We start from the raw sequence: 17183 nt of genomic DNA, 5'->3' as shown, positions 1-17183 counted from the left end.
CTTACTTCAAAGCTGCTTCCAGTGCGTTACCTGCAATTTGCATGAAAGCACGTACTCTTGCGGTATTGCGTAAATCCACATGCGTCAACATCCATAAAGGGGATTGCAAGGCCGTGATTGGTTCAGACAAAGCCTGCAGGCCAGTCACGTCCCTGGCCACAAATTCTGGCAAAATGCTGATGCCCATGCCGGTCTTGATCAGGGCCGTGGCGCTGGGAAAATGATCAGCACGTGCCACCACGACCTGGGATGGCACATGGGCATCAACCCAGCGGTCATAACTCCTGTCCTGACCATCAAAACCTATCCAGGGAAACTCCCGTGTCAAAACTTCCAGAGGCAACAAAATCTTTGGTTTGAGTGCCGCCAGGCAAGGGGCTTCATGCCAGCCATACACACGTATCCTGACTTGCCCGAGCTGTCGCCCAACCAGGGTATCCGGTACGTCGGCTGACATGCGTATCGCCACGTCAGCTTCGCGCCGCGCCAGGTCCACTCTTTCGCGGGCGGTGCGCACTTCGACTTCAATCTGGCTGTGTAATGCGTGAAATTTTGCCATTGCTGCGGGCAACAAATACATGGCAACTACATGCGCTGTCGTGACGCGCACGTGACCAGTGAGACGGGTATCGCCGCCCATGATTTCGCGCTCGGCCTGGGCGATCAGGGGTTCGCATTGTTCTGCTGCGTGCCGCAGGCTTTCGCCAGCTTCGGTACAGACATAGCCCGTGCGTAAACGCTCAAACAGGCGCACTTCCATTTTTGCTTCTATGGCTTCTATGCGACGCAATACCGTGGAGTGGGTGACTTTTAAAACACGGGCAGCAGCAGACAGGGAACTGGCACGCGCTACCGTCAGGATATAACGCAAATCATCCCAGTCAAGGCGCGTGGCAGGCTGTCCCGGCTTATCAGAAACACCAGCAGAAGGTAGGTTTTGTCTGTGCATTTTTGCGAATTAAAACTGCAAATTCGTCGATTTAATATGCACAGATTAGCACCTATACTGCGCCCATGACCAGAGCTGATTGCATCAACTGGCCAGCAATGTGGTCTATCAGAGACGGGAAAACAACATGGACAGCCTATCATTCATCATCAAACAGGCAGGGAAACTTCCCAGGTTATTTGATCTGGTCAAGGCTGCGCGCGCAGCTTTTGATCAATGGATAACGGGTGTTAACAGCAGGATAGATGCGCGCCCCATGCCCCGCCAGCACAGGCTGGGATCATGGGAGCGCCCATATCAGCAAACAAGCAAACAGATACAGACAAACAAGGACGACAATTAACCCAGCTCTTTGGCAACCACAGCCACTGATCCCGCATCAGGCAAATGTGAAATTTGTGCCAGCATATGATCTTTGATGGTTTCATTGATTTCATCAAAACGCGCTGGTGTTATATTCAGACTGGCAGCAATGGCACGTACAGCTTGCGTTTCAGCATCGCTGAATGCGCCATCGGCAAAGCCTGTCATGACGCTGAGGGCAAGAACCATTTCACGTTCTTGCTCTGTCGCAAAATCACTTGCTGCCAGTGTGTAATCAGCGGATGCAGCCAATACATCATCGAAAGATGGGTGGCTTGCTGCGCTGATGCTGCCTTCATAGAAGCTTTTGATCAAAGCAACTTCTGCAGGATGGATGCCATCTGTTTTTGCTACCTGCAACATGGTTTTGCTGGCAGCGATGATGGCACTATCACTCAGGGATTGTGGGGCAAGAAATGGAAACATGGTTTTCTCCTGGATATAGATTGAATTTAAATCGCATTGCGCAAGACTTGCAATTGCTGCTGCACTTCTTGCGGTGTCATATTCTTGAAGCGGTCCGGCAACATGGAGCGGCGTGAGGTTTCAAACACGGCCAGCATTTCCATGAAGGCTATCATTTGTGTTTCTTGCGGTGGCATGAAGTCGGCCACGGCCATCTCAAAAATTGCTGAGGTAATTTCACCATCGCCACGCTTGGCAAATTCCAGGGCCAGCAAGGCTACTGCTTCCAGATCGGCATTTGAATAGCCGCGCAAGACATCAAACACAGGCAGGGTATTGGCCCAGTCTATTGAACATTTGACGTCGTAACGGCTAAGTATTGCTTTGACGATGTCAGCACGTTCAGTGGCAGTGTCGGCATAAAAGAAAGGTATCTTCCTGTCCAGACGGCCAGGGCGCTTGATATCGGTATCGAGTTTATCAGGACGGTTGGTCATGAGAATGAACAAGACCTTGCCGCGGTTCTCGGTATCAGACATGAATTCTTTGAGACGGGCAATCACGCGTGAACTGGTACCACCGTCAGAGTCATCGCCCTGCTTGCCAAAGCTGCGGTCACCTTCATCAATGACGACGGCTATCGGCCCCATGGCCTTGACGGCATTCAGCACACGCTCAAGATTGGCCTCAGTCGAACCCACCCATTTGGAGCGGAAATTTTTCAGGCTCACGCCTGACAATCCCGCTTCTTTCAAGAATGCCTTGATGACAAAGGTCTTGCCTGCGCCCATCGCACCAACTGCCAGCAAACCCATGGGTGATCTTGCCTTGTCGCCAGATTTAATGGCCTTGGCAATTTCCATCAATTCAGTCTTGATATGTTCGTTGCCACCGACCGCGCTAAGGTCATGCTTGGGTTCGATAAACTCGATGAGGCCAGCGCATTCTTTTTCTATCAGTTCACGCTTGCGCTTGCGCACTATTTCCATCATTTCGGAATAGGGGTCAACATCAACATCCACCGAGAGAGTCTTGCCCGGGTCTATCAGGTGGGCGATTTCTTCCGGTGTCATGCCTGCCGTGATGGCTGATAGTTTTGCTGCCCGGTCTTCTGCATTGGCCTGGCCTTGCAAGAGACTGGCGATGAGTTTGGTACGCTCTGCTTCCCGCAGGCCTTGCGGGCCTTCAGCAGCAACGATGCTGCTCAGTTGTATCACACGCAGGCCAGCAGTTTGCTTCGCCAGCAATTTGACTTGCTGCTCTTCCATCTTGGGGGCGTAATGCCTGACCGCTGTTTCGCGCTCTGCTTCTTGCGGAATTGGCACTTCTACTGCAGCCACCTTGGGATTGGACATGATGGCCTGATTGATCTCGGCCAGTGACTCACACAACAAGATGACAACATTGTCTTTTTGCGCCAGTGCATCATCGAGTGACCAGCGATGCAGGGTGGTGAAGGCGATGCGGTCTTCCAGCGACATCATTTGCGGGTCGCCATTCGGGAAGATCGTGCCCGCATAAGGGAAGATCACGGCATTCGATGCATGTTCACGCATGCGCCGCTCTACCGATTCAAAGATGCCAGGCAAACCCTTGTCAGCCAAATAGCCGTACAAGACTTCCTTCTCCTCTGTCGTTGCGCCTTGCAGGAAACGCACGCCGCGGTCAAGGCTGATTTCCATGATGCGGTTTTTATTGTCCTTCAATAAAACCTGAGACAAGAATTCAGACATGCCATGGGCGACACCATCGACCAGGTAGCGGTCAAATACATTGCCATACAAGACGAAGACAGAAGCCTCGCCCGCCAGATATTTCTGCCTCAGCTGTTCTGCCCAGACGGGCAGAATGCGCTTGCTAGTGCCAGGTTCGCTCATGGATTTTTGCTCTATCACATTGACTACTTCATTAATCACTTCTTTGACCGCTTGATTACCTGCATCAATCACATTGTCTTGCCACCAGCGGCAGTACCTGCTGCCTGGCTAGCCCTGGCTTTTTTCATGTCTTCCAGTTGTTGCTTGGCTGTGACTGCACCGCTGCTCTGGCGGAGTTTTGCCAGACGCACGTCAAGGTCAGAGCTGCGCAATTCCTGACCAAGGTTGGCTTCAGCCACGGTGTTTTTAATATGGTCGCGCACATTGCTGAGGGCCTTGACTTCGGCATCTACAGACAAGCCTTCGAGCTGGTTCTGTATTGACACCCGTGCTTGCGCACTGTGCATCTGCGCCAGCATGCGGTCTTTTTCTGCCTTGAGTTTATCGATCTCGCCCTTGACTTGCAGCAGAGAATCCTTGGCATCATCGGCATCGGTCTGGGCAATTTTCATGTCATCTTGCAGGGCAGCGACGCTGGCATCGAGGGCATTTTTCTTTTGTATCAGCACGACTGCCAGATCGTCCTGGTTAGTGGCGATAGCGCCTTCCAGGTCGGCAGTGATGGATGCCAGTTCGGCTTGTTCAGCCTTCAAACGAGCTTCTACATCCTGCCTGCGGCGTATGATGGCGGCGGTAGCAGCCTTGAGCTTGGTGTACTTGCTGATCATGGAATCGATGGAATTCTGGTAGGCAATTTCCGGGTGGCGTTTTTCCACGTCGGTGATCCACAATGAGACGAAGCCTGACCAAAGATTGGATAAGCGGGCGATGAAATTACTGTCAGACATGATGTTCCTCTTTTAGGTAAATAATTGACCGTGAGTTGGCTGTGAATTAACCACGTTTATCGAACAATCGCTTCGAAGAAGGTTTTGTGATGTTTGGCAAAAGTCTGAAAACCCAGGTCCAGGCTGGCACGCATGGCTGCATGTTCCTTTTTCGGGCTATAGGTAAAGGCCAGTTCGGCACCCTTGGTGGCCCATTCAAAATGGTCAGCCTCGGCTGCGCCGCCATGACCACTATGTATCTGCAACCATTGATAGCATGAATGGCTTTGACCGGCGATATCCTGCTTTGCCTTTTTCAGGAACCGGGTCACTTCTTTTTGTTCTTTGCGCAGGTATTCATCTATCATCGAGAACTCGCGGTCAGCCAGGATTTCTGATCCCAGATGATAGCCTATCGCTGCCATGATGGCATCCCTGCTGTCTTCGCTGCCGTTGCCGTAGCCTTGTGCCACCTTGGCATTCAGGGTTTTCAGCCAGGCGGGCTCATTGAGCAGTTTATTCAGTTCTGCGGTAGTAGCAGCATAGCCTTGCTGTCTGGCAAAACGCAACAAGCCAGCCAGTGTCGCCTGGGCCAGGCAACGATGAGTATCGCGATGCACAGTATCGCGGTCATCAAACTCATCACGCGCGGCATCAAAGAAAAAACTCGCCACAAAGACACTGCGGTCATTCAGCAGGCGCTCTGCGATGGTCTGGTCAACAAAAGTGGTACGCGAACGCCCTATCTTGCCAGATAGCGAAGCCACGCCGGAACCAAAAAACCCATTCCAGCTGGTATAGCGTGCAAAGAAACGCAGCAGGCCCACGGCACCATCCTTACCGGCATGGTTCAGTGCGTTCTTCACGCGTGCCTGCGCCAGCTCAAAGTCTGCCAGTCCTTGCAAATCTTCCTGCGTAATGATGTTGTATTCCATGATGCTCGCCTTCCAGTTTACTGTGTATTTTTCTGTGCCTGCGCTTGCACTCTTGCCCCGCCTGCGACGCGGCTTTGCCGGCGGTTTTCCAGCTCCTGCGAAATGACAGGCACGGTATCGCGCAATGCTCCTTCGAGTTCCGCTTCCAGGTCTTCTTCCAGTCCCAGCTTGGCTATCGATTCTGCCAGCTTGGAATCAACGTCAGATGAAGTCGGTGCGGTCATGATGGTCTGGTAAATCTCATCCATCTGGTCTGGCATGGAAATGATGGCAGCTTCTATCGCCGCCTTGCGACTGAGCATGCGGCGCTGTCTGGTGATGAGGGACAAATAATCATTGCGCGCCTTTTGCAATTGCAACTGATCCATGCCTGGCTTGATATCTGCCAGGTCCTGATCTATGCGCTCCAGGCGCATTTCCACTTCTCTCATATTGACCGAGTTTGCACGTTCTTCTATCACCGTCAGGGCCAGCCACATGCTGAGGTAATCGAGGGTAGCATCGTCGAGTTTTTCCACGTCATTCATGGACAGACTGGTGCGGCTGTCACTGGCATACTGATAAAGGGAGGCCACATGCTGCAGCATGCGCTGATAGGCATCCATGGAACCAAATACCTTGAAGGCGATGCCTTCGCGTTTGTGGATTTCATCCAGAAAATGCTGTCTCGTGGCGGCTCTTTCCTGCTCCCGGTATTTCTTGTCGACAGTGGCGCGGAAATTTTCTGAATACGGTATGAACATGGCGGCGATGGTTTCGCCAGCCACCAGGCCTATCAGGGGAATCAGCGCGGCATTGAAACCATAGGGTATGGATATCAATACGCTGGCGGCGACGGTACCCAGCACGGCAAAGACATTGCCCTGGCTGTACAGCATTTCCTTCACATATGAAACTTGTTTGATCTGCACGTTTTTATTTCAATTCGTTATTTCAAATGGTGACTCTGAGCGTACCGCGTCCGGCGCTTAATTTGTGGAGTTGTGAGAGCACCCGTTCCTGCATGGTAACTGCCTCGGTAGAACGTTGCCATACTGCAGAACGTGGGCGACTCTCGGTAATTTCAAAGTCGTCAGCGATCTTGGCAGGCTGGGTAGACAAGACGATGACACGGTCGCCCAGCAGCAAGGCCTCAGTCACATCATGCGTGACGAATACGATGAGGCAGGGACTGGTTTTATGCAAAGTGATCAGCAGACGCTGCATTTCTTCACGGGTTTGTGCGTCAAGCGCGCCAAAGGGTTCATCCATGAGCAGGATACGTGGGCGCAATACCAGCGCCCGCGCCAGTGCCACACGTTGATTTTGTCCGCCTGACAATTGCGCAGACGAGAGGTTTTTCTTGTCAGCCAGCCCTACTGCTTCGAGCATATCGTCTACGCGTTTTTTCCATTCAGCTTCGGGGAATTTTTTCTTCCACAAACCGAGGCGAAATGGAAATGCCACGTTTTCATAGACTGTCAGGTCAGGGCGGTTTGCATAGCGCTGAAATACCATAACGGCATCGTCATGCGGGCCATCACATGCTTCGCCATTGATATGTACAGAGCCGGATGTGGGTGACTGCACCCCGAAAGGACGCACACCACCCATCATGTGCAGCAAGGTGCTTTTGCCACAGCCCGACGGGCCCAGCAACATATTGATGGTGGGCTTGTCAAACGACAGGCTAATGCCATCAATCACGCGCGTAACCGGGCCACCTTCGTTGGTATATTCCTGCACGATTTCATTGAGTTGCAGGCTGATGTCGGTGGTCGTTGTCATGGTAGTTGCAGCACTTTTGTCTGCGCCTTTGTCCGCCATATTGTCCGTCATGGTTTCCGTCTTGGTATCTGTGCTCACTGAGAAGTTTCCCATGGATAGAGTTTTCTTTTCAACAGGCGCATCAACTGGTAAGTCACCAGTGCCAGTGCAATGATGACGATGATGCCGGCAAACACCTGGTCCATGGCGCTGAAGCGGCGTGCGTTCTGTATCAGTTGGCCCAGGCCTTCACGGGCATTGACGTATTCAGCCACGGTAATATAAGTCCACATGACCGAGATACTGACCACGACAGCGTCGGCAATACGCGGCATGGCCATGGGCAGCACGGCTTTTGTTATGCATTCCCAAGGTGTGGCACCCAGGTCACGGGCGCTGATGTAATAACTTTGTGGCACAGCCTGTATGGCATCACGCACCATGGGCACCAGGTACACCACCGCACCGATGAACAGGAAGGCGATCTTCATCACCTCACCTATGCCCAGCCACATGACGAGTATGGGCAGCAAAGCGACCACAGGGGCAGAACGGAAAGGATCTATCAGCGGTGACAGCAAGGCATTCAAACGCGGTGCAGCACCCATCATGACACCCACTGGTATGCCGATAGCAATCACCAGCAGGCCAGCCGCCAATACCCGGCCAGCCGACCACAGGGTGGCATTGAACAACATGCTGTTACCCTCATTCCATGCCAGATACAGCATGGCCTGTGCCACTGCCCAGGGCGATGGCAGCCTGGTCGGACTGACCATGCCCGATGCAGCAATCGCAGCCCACAGCACCAGTACCGTGGCGACAGATGCTATGCCCAACTGGCGTCGCAAGCCAGGCGACATGACGGCATAGGGATTCCAGAATGTCGTCATGATGCTTAACGTGAAAATACGCCAATACGGGTAGTGCGGTTCAGGGCACGGCAATCTTCCAGCGCCAGGCCATCAGCCGCAGGATTGTCTTCATTGCATAGTGGCTTGTCAGGGCCATTACCGACAATTTTAAAACGCGCCTTGGGGAATTCCCATTGTTCATTCAGATACTTCACAACCGCCGCCGCACGTGCCTGTGACAGGCGCAGGTTGGAGTCCCGTGCACCAACACTATCACTATTGCCGCTGACTTCAAAATAAGCGCTGCCATTGTTTTCTATGAAAGGCACCATTTCTGTATCGACCACACGCTGGGCTTTCTTGGTCAGTTCTGCACTGCCGGTAGTGAAACTCACGGTAACTGGCTTGGTGACGCTGGCTGCTTGTTGGGTAGCCACTTTTTGTGCAGTTTCAGTAAACTGGTATTGAGGCTTGGCTGCAGCAGTTTCCACTGCTGTGTTCTTGGCCAGCATGGCCTTGATGAAGCGGTAGTCAAAACTGTCTTGCGGATTGATGACTGGCGATTTTGGATTTGCCAGCGCACCTGCCGCACGGTAGATGGAATCAAAACGGCGATACACACGGTCATAGTGGTTAGTACCACCAACCAGGCCCAGGATACGGGCATTGTCTTCCAGACCTGTCCATACCAGGTTACTGAACAGTGATTTGATGAAAGGCTTGCCTTCCTGCTTGGCCAGCAGTTTGAAGAATTCTTCCGTATTGACCAGGGCATCGACGGCATTATCAGGTTTGGCACGTGCCTGTGTCACGCCCTCCATCCAGCCTTCAACAAACTTCTGGATGACCGGCAGGTTTTCTTCTTTTGCCAGTACGCGGCTGTCACACACCATGATGTCAAAAATCAGGTTGGTGGCAGTCTTGGTGGAATACACGACGTGGCCACCTTTGACATTGCGCAAGGCCAGTGACAGGTCAGGATCCCACAGGGCGGCAGCATCAACATTGCCTGATTCCAGTGCAGCACGTACACCCGCCGTACCCTCATCGGCATTGATGAAGACAAACTTGACGCTTTCTTTCTTGCGTGCCGTCATGGACGAATTTTCTATCGCATCAATCAGCATGCCATGCGATGGCGTGAACTGCAGCACTGCCACTGAGCGGCCAGCCAGGTCTTCTACCGTGCGTATGCCACCGTCTTTGGCGATGACGGCATCTGCACCCTGGGTATTATCGACCACCATGACAGCACGTGCATCCAGGCCGGTATTGCGCAAATTAGGTTGCTCCTGCGCCCATGAGTCAGAAGTACGCCATGCACATTGTGCAGCACCTGATTCAAACACGGTTGCCAGCGCCGGGATGTCATCCTGAATGACAAACTGCATGTTGACACCCTTGGCCGCATAAATGGAATTGGCCTGTGTAGTCAGGCTATTGCCATTGGCAACCAGCGCAGGCGCATAACCATGGAAGCTGACGATACTGACCTTCAGGGGGTTGCCACCAGACCCGAGTGGCCCGCTACCAGAAACTGGTGCAGGGGCAGGTTTGCCCGACGGCGTTACAGCATTCGGCTTGCCTGTTGCTGGTGCACTGGCTGTTACGGTCGCGCCAGATTTTGCATCGGCCCGGTTAGCCCACCAGTCCTTGAGCGCCAGATTCCAGGCTGCAGAGCCTGCGGCGCCGAGGATAATCACTGCAATAAGTCCTTTTGCAAGAGGGCTAGCTGTAGCCATGGTCATTCCTTGATGATGTGTTGTTAGTCAGTGTGAGTTCAGTATGGTTTACTCAGAACTCAGTGCGAAAATTGCGCAGGGATTTCGCGCAATCTTTCTATCTCTGTCTGCAAGCGCTTTACTTCGCGTTCACAGGTTTCCCTTGCAGTTTTCTGGCCACCTTCCAGATTAGTGATCTGTTCAGCGGTTTTTTGTATCTCGCGCTCCAGCAGCCGTTCCATTTCAGCAATCTGTTTGCGGATTTCAGTCACAGCTCTTTCTTCAGCCTGTTTCAAATCAGCGACTTCAGTAACTACCTGTTGCTGGTTGGCCGTAAGCTGGGATTCCAGCGCCTTTTGATAATCTTCCAGTGCAGCGATTTTTCTTTGTGCATCAATGACAGAATCGTCGATGGTCCAGTTATCATCCGCTGCATCCATGGCGTGCACTGCCGCCTTGCGGGTAGCCTCGTCCATGGCGCGCAGGCCATCAAGCAATCTGAGCAGTCGTTCAGCCGGAAAAGGAGAATCTGGTATCTGGGCGCTTTTAAAGATATCGTCAAAAGACTTGCCCTCGGCAACATCGGCAGCTGCGTATTCTATGGGTGGTGGCAGGTCCTGGCTGGCATTGATATTGTCTGCCACAGGCGCTTCACTTTCGGCTGCATGCCCGGTTTCCATCAGTTCTTCTGCAGGATCAGCACCATGCAACTTCATTTTTTCTTCATCAGATAGTTCGACCAGCTTGGCAGCAGCCAGAAACTTCAGGATACCTTTCACGCGAATTACCTCTTCAGAAAAATCTATGTGTGCAACAAGATACAACAGGCTGGCATAAATTGCCACTTTGATTGCATGTGTACAGCAGTTGAAAACCAGGTATTTGTCTCTGAGGGAACACAGTATTATCTGTCCATTGTGCGCGTTGAGCAGCATGTGAGGGAACAGTTGCAAATATCAATAGCTATTTAATAATATGCCTTGCCTGCAAACCTCCTTCATTTCCCAATGGCAAGTATGCTAAACCAAGTGCTTGCGCATGCGACTTAATGGTGCAACTACGCCGCCAGGCAAATCCAGCTGGAAGCATTCAAACACCGTAAAACCACAAGCCAGATAAAGCGGCTCCCCCGGCATGGTGGCGGCCAGTTCCAGTATAGTAAAACCCGCTGCCTGTGCCTGGGCACTGCAATGCTCCAGCAAAAGACGGCCCAGGCCACGGCGCGCAGCCTTTGGCTCAACAAAAAAAGCCCGTATGCGTGCCGCATCTGTTGCGGGATCAAGCAAGTTATCCACGCCCTGCTTGGCCTGGTCGCCGCCAAACAAGGTCTTGCGCTTGCTCCAGCCGCCGCAGGCCAGCATGCTGCCCTGCTCTTCTATGACAAAATAAGTCTGGTCATGGATGAGCTGGGTATCAACACCAAACACATGCGTGAGCAAAGCATGCGCCTGCTCAGGTGTGTAAAAGGATGCGCTGAGCTGTATCGCTGACCGTGCGATCAGGGCTTGCATGGCTGCGATGTCAGTTTCTGCAGCACAGCGTATCGTCAAATTTTCATTCATCACTTTTCCTTTTCCAGACTAATGGACTGCAAGTCCGCAAGATTTGTCAAATCCCTTCATGTTAAGGTGAGCACCTCGCTGACTAGTACACACCTTCATCATGGATAAACTGGATTTGAAGAAACAACTGAAATCTGTCTATCAGGCATCGGCCGCTACCGTGAATGAGGTGGATGTCCCTGCATTTAATTTTCTCATGATAGATGGCCAGGGTGATCCAAACTTTTCAGACAGCTATGCAGCAGCCGTAGAAACCCTGTTCACAGTAGCTTACACCCTGAAGTTCATGATCAGGAAAAGCAGCGCCGCAATTGATTATGCAGTCATGCCACTTGAGGGCCTTTGGTCGGCTGATGATATGGCTGCTTTTGTAGCAGACCGCAAAAGCGAATGGCGCTGGACCATGATGATCATGCAGCCTGACTTTATCACTGCTGAGATGGTGACAGATGCCATTGCGGCAGCGGGCAAGAAAAAAACTCTGCCAGCATTGCAGCAATTACGTTTTGAAAGATTCCATGAAGGCCATTGCGCACAAATCCTGCACAAAGGCCCGTTCAGTGAAGAAGGGCCGACCATAGACCGCTTGCATCAATACATCGACGAACATGGCAAGCTGACAGGCAAGCATCACGAGATTTATCTTAGTGACATACGCAAGGCAGCAGCGGAAAACTGGAAGACCATCATCCGCCAACCCATGAAAAAATAGAACCCATCATCATTTTCAGAACAGGATAAAACCATGCAAACAAAAATCGTAGAAAAAGTTGTAGAAATAAGCAGCTTCCAGATCAGCGGCCTGCAAGTACGCACCCGCAATGCTGACGAAGCCGATAATGCTACCGGCAAGATAGGCCCTTTGTGGGGACAATTTTTTGCCAAAAATTTACCGGAGACCTTGCCCGCAAAAACCGGCGATGGAAAAATCTATGGCGTGTATTCAAATTATGAGAGCGATGCGAATGGCTTGTTTAATGTGACTGCCGGTGTTGCAGTCATGGCAGCTTCAGCAGAACTGGCCAATATCAGCATCGCTGGGGGTCGTTATATGGTATTTGAATGCCAAGGTGAAATGCCTGCCGCCATCATAGAGGGCTGGGGCAAGGTTTGGTCTTATTTTGCGAATAGCACCGAACATCAGCGCCTTTACCTGACTGACTTTGAAGAGTATCAGGGAGCAACTCAAGCTGCGATCTACATCGGTATAAAATAAGCGCCACATTATTATCCTGAGGCCAGCATGTCCGCATTGTCCACCAATCCAGCCCTGCAAGTCAGTTATGAACGTCGCCTGAGCCGCGTCACCAATTACCTGCATGCGCATCTGGATGAAGACCTGGATTTGAACAAGCTGGCCGAAATCGCCTGCATGTCACCCTACCACTGGCACCGCATCTACCGTGCCATTCATGGAGAAAGCGTGGTGGCGACAGTCAAGCGCTTGCGCTTGCAAAGAGCGGCCACCTTGCTGGCGCGCAGCGACATGGCGATAGATAAAATCGCGGAATTTTCTGGTTATCCCAACCTGCAATCCTTCACCCGCATTTTTGCATCAGTCTATGGGCAACCACCTGCACGTTATCGCAAGGAAGGCAGCCATCAGCAGTTCCCGCTGCCAGATGAACTCAGCGGCGACCTGCACTTCCCGGTTAGCATCACCAACACCGCAGCGGTGCAATTGCTGAGCATAGATAATACCGGCAGTTACATGGGTATCAGCAAGACCTTCGATATCCTGACTGGCTGCGCCGCATCGCGGCAATTATTCAGGGAAGATACCCGCTGGTTCGGGATTTACTATGACGATGCCATGACTGTGGATGAAGACAAGTTGCGCTCCAAAGCCTGCATCAGTGCGCCGCAGCCCCTGCCTGAGCAGGCATTGCAAGCACCATTGTCTTTGACCGAACTGCGCGGTGGCAAATATGCAGTGCTGACCTACAAAGGCCCTTACTCTGACATGCAGCCGGTTTATCGCTGGTTCTTTGGCGTCTGGCTGCCTGCATCAGGGGAAGAAATCGACGATGCGCCGCCGTTTGAAGAGTACCTGAACAACCCGCGCGATACTGCACCCGCTGATTTATTAAGTAATATCTACATGCCCTTGCGCTGAGGTTCATCAATGTCAGTATGACAGCAGCACAGCAAAACATAAGCAATAAGTCAATTTAATCTATCATTCTGCAAATTTATAGTGCAAATTGATCATATTGCCTGCTTTTTACTAACAACACTGGCCCGCATACTCTCCATCAGAAAATCACTGGAGACAAATACATGCAAACCACAAACCAGGTGTTGATGATACGCCCTGCCAGATTCATATCGAATCCGCAGACAGCGGGCAGCAATGCCTTTCAACACGAAGAAGACCATGCCAGCCTGGCGCAAGCCCGTGCCTTGCAGGAATTTGATGCCTATGTTGATGCCTTAAGGCGGGCTGGCGTTGGTGTGACCGTCATCAATGACACACCACTGCCGCATACGCCGGATTCCATATTCCCGAATAACTGGATCAGTTGCCATGCTGACGGGCGGGTATTTCTTTACCCCATGGAAGCGGAAAACCGACGACAGGAAAGACGGGCCTCCGTGCTGGCAAAAATTGCCGAGAACTTCCATATTCGTAAAGTCATCGACCTCGGACATTTTGAAATTGGCGCGCTGTATCTGGAAGGTACAGGGTCCATGGTGCTCGATCATGAACATCAGCTCGCGTATATCTGCCATTCTTCGCGCAGCCACCCGGCTGTGATGCAGGAGTTCCTGCGCCACACAGGCTATCGTGCCATCTGGTTCCATGCGCATGACCGCCATGCTCAGGCGATTTATCATACGAATGTCATGATGTGTGTCGGCAAATCCCTGGCGATAGTCTGCACGGAAGCGATCACTGATGTCACTGAGAGAGATACCGTCTGCGCGACATTGGCTGCCTCTGGCAAACAGATGATCGCCATCAACTGGAATCAGATGGAAGCCTTTGCCGGCAATATGCTGGAACTGAAATCCATTGATGGCAAGGCAGTATTTGCCATGTCACGCCAGGCCTGGACAGCACTGACTGTGTCCCAGCAAGAAATGATTTCTGCTTATGCGAACGTAGTGCTGGCACCGATAGAAAACATAGAGCGCCTCGGCGGTGGCAGTGCGCGCTGCATGCTGGCTGAGATATTTTTACCCCGGCGTACATCCGCAGCTTGCCTCACTGGATAGGACTTTACCCTCTTATACTTTGTGGGTAGATAGCAGGATGCTGGTCTCGGTATTGGCAATGCCGTCTATCTTGCGTATACGCCCCAATACCTGATCGAATAATTCCAGGTTATCGGCGCGCAACTCTGCCGCAATATCCCAGCGGCCATTGGTCGTATGCAAGGCTGCCACGCCTGGCTCACCACGCAGAGCCTTGATAACGGCGGCAGCTTTGTTGCCCTCTACTGCTATTGTGGTCCAGGCGCGGATACGGTGTGCTTCACTGGCAGGCTTGAGTTTGACGGTGTAGCCAACAATGACACCGCTTTCTTCCAGCTTGCTGATGTGGTTTTGTACCGTAGCGCGTGACAGTCGCAATATTTTCGCCAGCTCGGTCACTGAGATACGGGCATTATCTCTCAGCAAAGATAGCAATTGGCGATCAGTGTCATTCATGGTTTAGCTACCCCTGGCAAATAAAATTTCTCTCGCAGCGCTGAAAAGGATCAGCGCTACGATGCTATTTTATATGCCCTGAGGCAGTATGAGTCAGCAATGAATGATCTTCACAGATATTCACTAAGGTAGCAGCTTAGAACCTGTTTCCGATCTCAGCCCGGCGTGTCGCCTTTGCGCGTTACCCTGCCAGAACCACCTATGGACTTGCTGATTTTTGGGTCGCCATAGTAGCTGACATCACCAGAGCCGCCTATGCTGACATCCAGCTTGTCTTTTGCCCATACCTGGGCAGCGCCAGAGCCACCTATCTTGATTTTGACATTCCGGGCCTCCAGCTTGCCGACCTTGATGTCGCCAGAACCGCCGATAGTGCCTGCTACCTCGTTGACATTGCCAGCGGCCATGAAATTGCCACTGCCGCCTATGGCCACATGCAGGCTGTCTGCTTGCAAGGTCTTGATCTGTATATCGCCAGAACCACCTATTTTGGCTTGCAATTCTTTGGCTGCCAGCTTGTCTGTCCAGACTTTGCCTGAACCGCTGACGGCGATCTTGTCCAGGTTTTTGTAGTACACCACGATATTCATGATCCTGGTTTTGGGATAGGTATTTTTTTCCGCATTGCGGATTTTTAAATTACCGCCTTCAAGCACCGTTTCCACCAGTGCCTGCAAATTATCGTCAGTCTCTACCTGCACGCCTTCCTTGTCACCCTGACGCAATTCCAGTTTGGCAGGCAAGGCCAGGTCTATGCCGGAAAAACCAGTGACAGCGCGGTCTTGTTTCTGGATATTGCCTGAGCCTTCGACACCCTTGCCCCGGAACCAGCCATCTCCCCACTCAGCAGCAGCAGGTAAACTGGCCAATGCCAGCAAGGCACCCAGAACATGGCGACGGGAAATCGAATTTTTCATCACAGTCTCCTTAATAATTGTTGTCTTGAGACTATAGTGATTTAGCTAAGTTCCTGAAAAAGAAAACTATCTGCAAGGCAATAGTGATGACCATGAAAACATGGCAGCAACAAGCGTAAGTATTTATTTTGGCTGCGCTTTGGCTGATTTATCGTTTTTTGCAGGTTGCGATGCCAGGGGTTTGACAGTCACTACCTTGCCCTTGCTTTTGCAAGGATGGTCTGACCAGACAACACGGCCATCAACTTCACAACGAAATACCGGCGTTTGCGCCGAGGATGAAGCTGGAAGCACAAGAGACAATGCAAGGGGAAAGAAAAGCAGGAATGATTTTTTCATGAAAAACTTAAGTGAGAAATGCGAGGCTTATTATACTCCGCAATTTTTCCCTTCTTTTTTACATTTGCATGACAGATACCTGATTTCCGACTTGACCTGCCATTCAACATGTTCAGCCACAAATAACCGCAAACAAACTTTTCAAGAAACAATTATGATGCGTTGCACGATAAACAATTGCTCCGTCGCGGAACGTTTACCCGGCCTGGCAGTCTTACATCTTTTCCTTAGGAGACTTTGAATGAAACAATTTCTGCTCGCCATGAGCCTGATCACAGGTCTGGCTGCCAGCCAGGCAGCCCTTGCCGATGATGCCTTGAAAGCGGCCATTGCCGGACAGCAACGCACTCCGGCAAATGCAGTACGTGATGGCGCACGCCACCCCTACGAAACGCTGACTTTCTTTGGCATCAAGCCAACTATGACGGTAGTTGAACTATCACCTGGTGGTGGTTGGTACACAGAAATTCTGGCGCCGTATCTGCGCGACAATGGCAAGATGATCGCCGCCCTCGGTGACCCCGCCGTCAGCAAGGGTGCCGCCAGTTTCAAACAAAAACTGGATGCCACACCAGCAGTCTATGGCAAGGTACAAATGGGCGTGTTTACACCACCAACCAGGCTAGACTATGCCGCCAAGGGCAGCGTTGATATGGTGCTGACTTTCAGGAATATCCATAACTGGATAGGCAACGGCGAACCTGCCATGAAAGCCCTGTTCCAGAGTGTCTATGACAGCCTGAAACCAGGTGGCGTATTTGGTGTGGTTGAGCATCGCCTGCCAGCCAGCAAAACCCAGGATGAAAAAGCCAGCTCAGGTTATGTACATGAAAGCTATGTCATCAAACTGGCCGAAAGCGTAGGGTTCAAACTGGCAGCAAAATCTGAAGTCAATGCCAACCCAAAAGATATGGCTGACCATGAAAACGGCGTCTGGGCTTTGCCACCTACCTTGACCAACAAGGATAAGGACAAGGCCAAGTACGAAGCAATCGGTGAAAGCGACAGGATGACACTGAAGTTCGTCAAATCTTAAGACGTTTAGCTCAACTGGTAAGTCAGGCAGTAACAGCTTATGATGGCTGTTACTGCTT

Annotated in this window: 20 protein-coding genes; 7 read left to right on the top strand and 13 right to left on the bottom strand. The window is 51.7% G+C overall.

Features of this window, described 5'->3' with window-relative positions; translation table 11 throughout:
* Position 1: 1 nt before the first annotated feature.
* Positions 2–949, bottom strand: a complete 948-nt coding sequence (locus AC3WQT_RS14545; protein ID WP_492704672.1) for a LysR family transcriptional regulator — start codon at positions 947–949, stop codon at positions 2–4.
* A 127-nt stretch (positions 950–1076) separates the two neighbouring features.
* On the opposite strand from AC3WQT_RS14545, the gene AC3WQT_RS14540 reads away from it, so the two are divergent.
* A complete protein-coding gene (locus AC3WQT_RS14540; RefSeq protein ID WP_492704671.1) occupies positions 1077–1292 on the top strand; it encodes a hypothetical protein in 216 nt (71 codons plus the stop codon).
* Here the strand turns inward: AC3WQT_RS14540 and AC3WQT_RS14535 are convergent.
* The 10 genes from AC3WQT_RS14535 to AC3WQT_RS14490 form a co-directional block, all read right to left on the bottom strand.
* Positions 1289–1738: a tellurite resistance TerB family protein gene (locus AC3WQT_RS14535; RefSeq protein ID WP_492704670.1), complete on the bottom strand. Its 450-nt coding sequence runs from the start codon at positions 1736–1738 to the stop codon at positions 1289–1291. The genes AC3WQT_RS14540 and AC3WQT_RS14535 overlap by 4 nt on opposite strands.
* A 26-nt stretch (positions 1739–1764) precedes the next feature.
* Positions 1765–3666, bottom strand: a complete 1902-nt coding sequence (locus AC3WQT_RS14530; protein WP_492704669.1) for an ATP-binding protein — start codon at positions 3664–3666, stop codon at positions 1765–1767.
* Positions 3663–4382: a PspA/IM30 family protein gene (locus tag AC3WQT_RS14525; RefSeq protein ID WP_492704668.1), complete on the bottom strand. Its 720-nt coding sequence runs from the start codon at positions 4380–4382 to the stop codon at positions 3663–3665. The genes AC3WQT_RS14530 and AC3WQT_RS14525 overlap by 4 nt, the downstream gene beginning before the upstream one ends.
* Positions 4383–4438: 56 nt before the next feature.
* On the bottom strand, positions 4439–5296 hold the full coding sequence (locus AC3WQT_RS14520) for a hypothetical protein (RefSeq protein ID WP_492704667.1): 858 nt from the start codon (positions 5294–5296) through the stop codon (positions 4439–4441).
* Between the two features lie 17 nt (positions 5297–5313).
* The gene (locus AC3WQT_RS14515; protein WP_492704666.1) at positions 5314–6207 is read right to left on the bottom strand and encodes a hypothetical protein; all 894 of its coding nucleotides are present in this window, start codon (positions 6205–6207) and stop codon (positions 5314–5316) included.
* 22 nt (positions 6208–6229) lie between these two features.
* The gene (locus AC3WQT_RS14510; protein ID WP_492704665.1) at positions 6230–7141 is read right to left on the bottom strand and encodes an ABC transporter ATP-binding protein; all 912 of its coding nucleotides are present in this window, start codon (positions 7139–7141) and stop codon (positions 6230–6232) included.
* Complete coding sequence (locus AC3WQT_RS14505) at positions 7138–7935, bottom strand: ABC transporter permease (protein ID WP_492704664.1); 798 nt, start codon at positions 7933–7935, stop codon at positions 7138–7140. The genes AC3WQT_RS14510 and AC3WQT_RS14505 overlap by 4 nt, the downstream gene beginning before the upstream one ends.
* Before the next feature lie 5 nt (positions 7936–7940).
* Complete coding sequence (locus tag AC3WQT_RS14500) at positions 7941–9638, bottom strand: OmpA family protein (RefSeq protein WP_492704663.1); 1698 nt, start codon at positions 9636–9638, stop codon at positions 7941–7943.
* Positions 9639–9697: 59 nt separating this feature from the next.
* Positions 9698–10396, bottom strand: coding sequence for a hypothetical protein (locus AC3WQT_RS14495; protein ID WP_492704662.1), 699 nt, complete (start codon positions 10394–10396; stop codon positions 9698–9700).
* A 240-nt stretch (positions 10397–10636) separates the two neighbouring features.
* Positions 10637–11179 (bottom strand): GNAT family N-acetyltransferase, encoded by a 543-nt coding sequence (locus AC3WQT_RS14490; protein WP_492704661.1) that lies wholly within the window; start codon positions 11177–11179, stop codon positions 10637–10639.
* A gap of 100 nt (positions 11180–11279) precedes the next feature.
* Between AC3WQT_RS14490 and AC3WQT_RS14485 the strand changes: the two genes are divergently transcribed.
* The 4 genes from AC3WQT_RS14485 (at position 11280) to ctlX (ending at position 14398) form a co-directional block, all read left to right on the top strand.
* Positions 11280–11891 carry a GyrI-like domain-containing protein gene (locus tag AC3WQT_RS14485; protein ID WP_492704660.1) on the top strand — a complete coding sequence of 204 codons (612 nt, stop codon included), beginning with the start codon at positions 11280–11282 and terminating at the stop codon, positions 11889–11891.
* 33 nt (positions 11892–11924) lie between these two features.
* Positions 11925–12395, top strand: a complete 471-nt coding sequence (locus tag AC3WQT_RS14480) for a GyrI-like domain-containing protein (protein ID WP_492704659.1) — start codon at positions 11925–11927, stop codon at positions 12393–12395.
* Positions 12396–12422: 27 nt separating this feature from the next.
* Complete coding sequence (locus AC3WQT_RS14475; RefSeq protein WP_492704658.1) at positions 12423–13295, top strand: AraC family transcriptional regulator; 873 nt, start codon at positions 12423–12425, stop codon at positions 13293–13295.
* Between the two features lie 164 nt (positions 13296–13459).
* On the top strand, positions 13460–14398 hold the full coding sequence (gene ctlX / locus AC3WQT_RS14470; RefSeq protein ID WP_492704657.1) for a citrulline utilization hydrolase CtlX: 939 nt from the start codon (positions 13460–13462) through the stop codon (positions 14396–14398).
* Positions 14399–14410: 12 nt separating this feature from the next.
* Here ctlX and AC3WQT_RS14465 read toward each other — a convergent pair whose 3' ends face one another.
* Positions 14411–14833: an Lrp/AsnC family transcriptional regulator gene (locus tag AC3WQT_RS14465; protein ID WP_492704656.1), complete on the bottom strand. Its 423-nt coding sequence runs from the start codon at positions 14831–14833 to the stop codon at positions 14411–14413.
* A 155-nt stretch (positions 14834–14988) separates the two neighbouring features.
* The gene (locus tag AC3WQT_RS14460) at positions 14989–15750 is read right to left on the bottom strand and encodes a head GIN domain-containing protein (RefSeq protein ID WP_492704655.1); all 762 of its coding nucleotides are present in this window, start codon (positions 15748–15750) and stop codon (positions 14989–14991) included.
* 100 nt (positions 15751–15850) lie between these two features.
* Here AC3WQT_RS14460 and AC3WQT_RS14455 point away from each other — a divergent pair, with 100 nt between their 5' ends.
* The gene (locus AC3WQT_RS14455; RefSeq protein ID WP_492704654.1) at positions 15851–16330 is read left to right on the top strand and encodes a hypothetical protein; all 480 of its coding nucleotides are present in this window, start codon (positions 15851–15853) and stop codon (positions 16328–16330) included.
* A complete protein-coding gene (locus tag AC3WQT_RS14450) occupies positions 16331–17125 on the top strand; it encodes a class I SAM-dependent methyltransferase (RefSeq protein WP_492704653.1) in 795 nt (264 codons plus the stop codon).
* The last annotated feature ends 58 nt before the right edge of the window (positions 17126–17183 follow it).

The sequence above is a fragment of the Undibacterium sp. FW305-107 genome (assembly GCF_058788535.1).
Note: the sequence above shows the minus strand (reverse complement) of the source record. Positions and strands in the feature narration are given on the sequence as shown.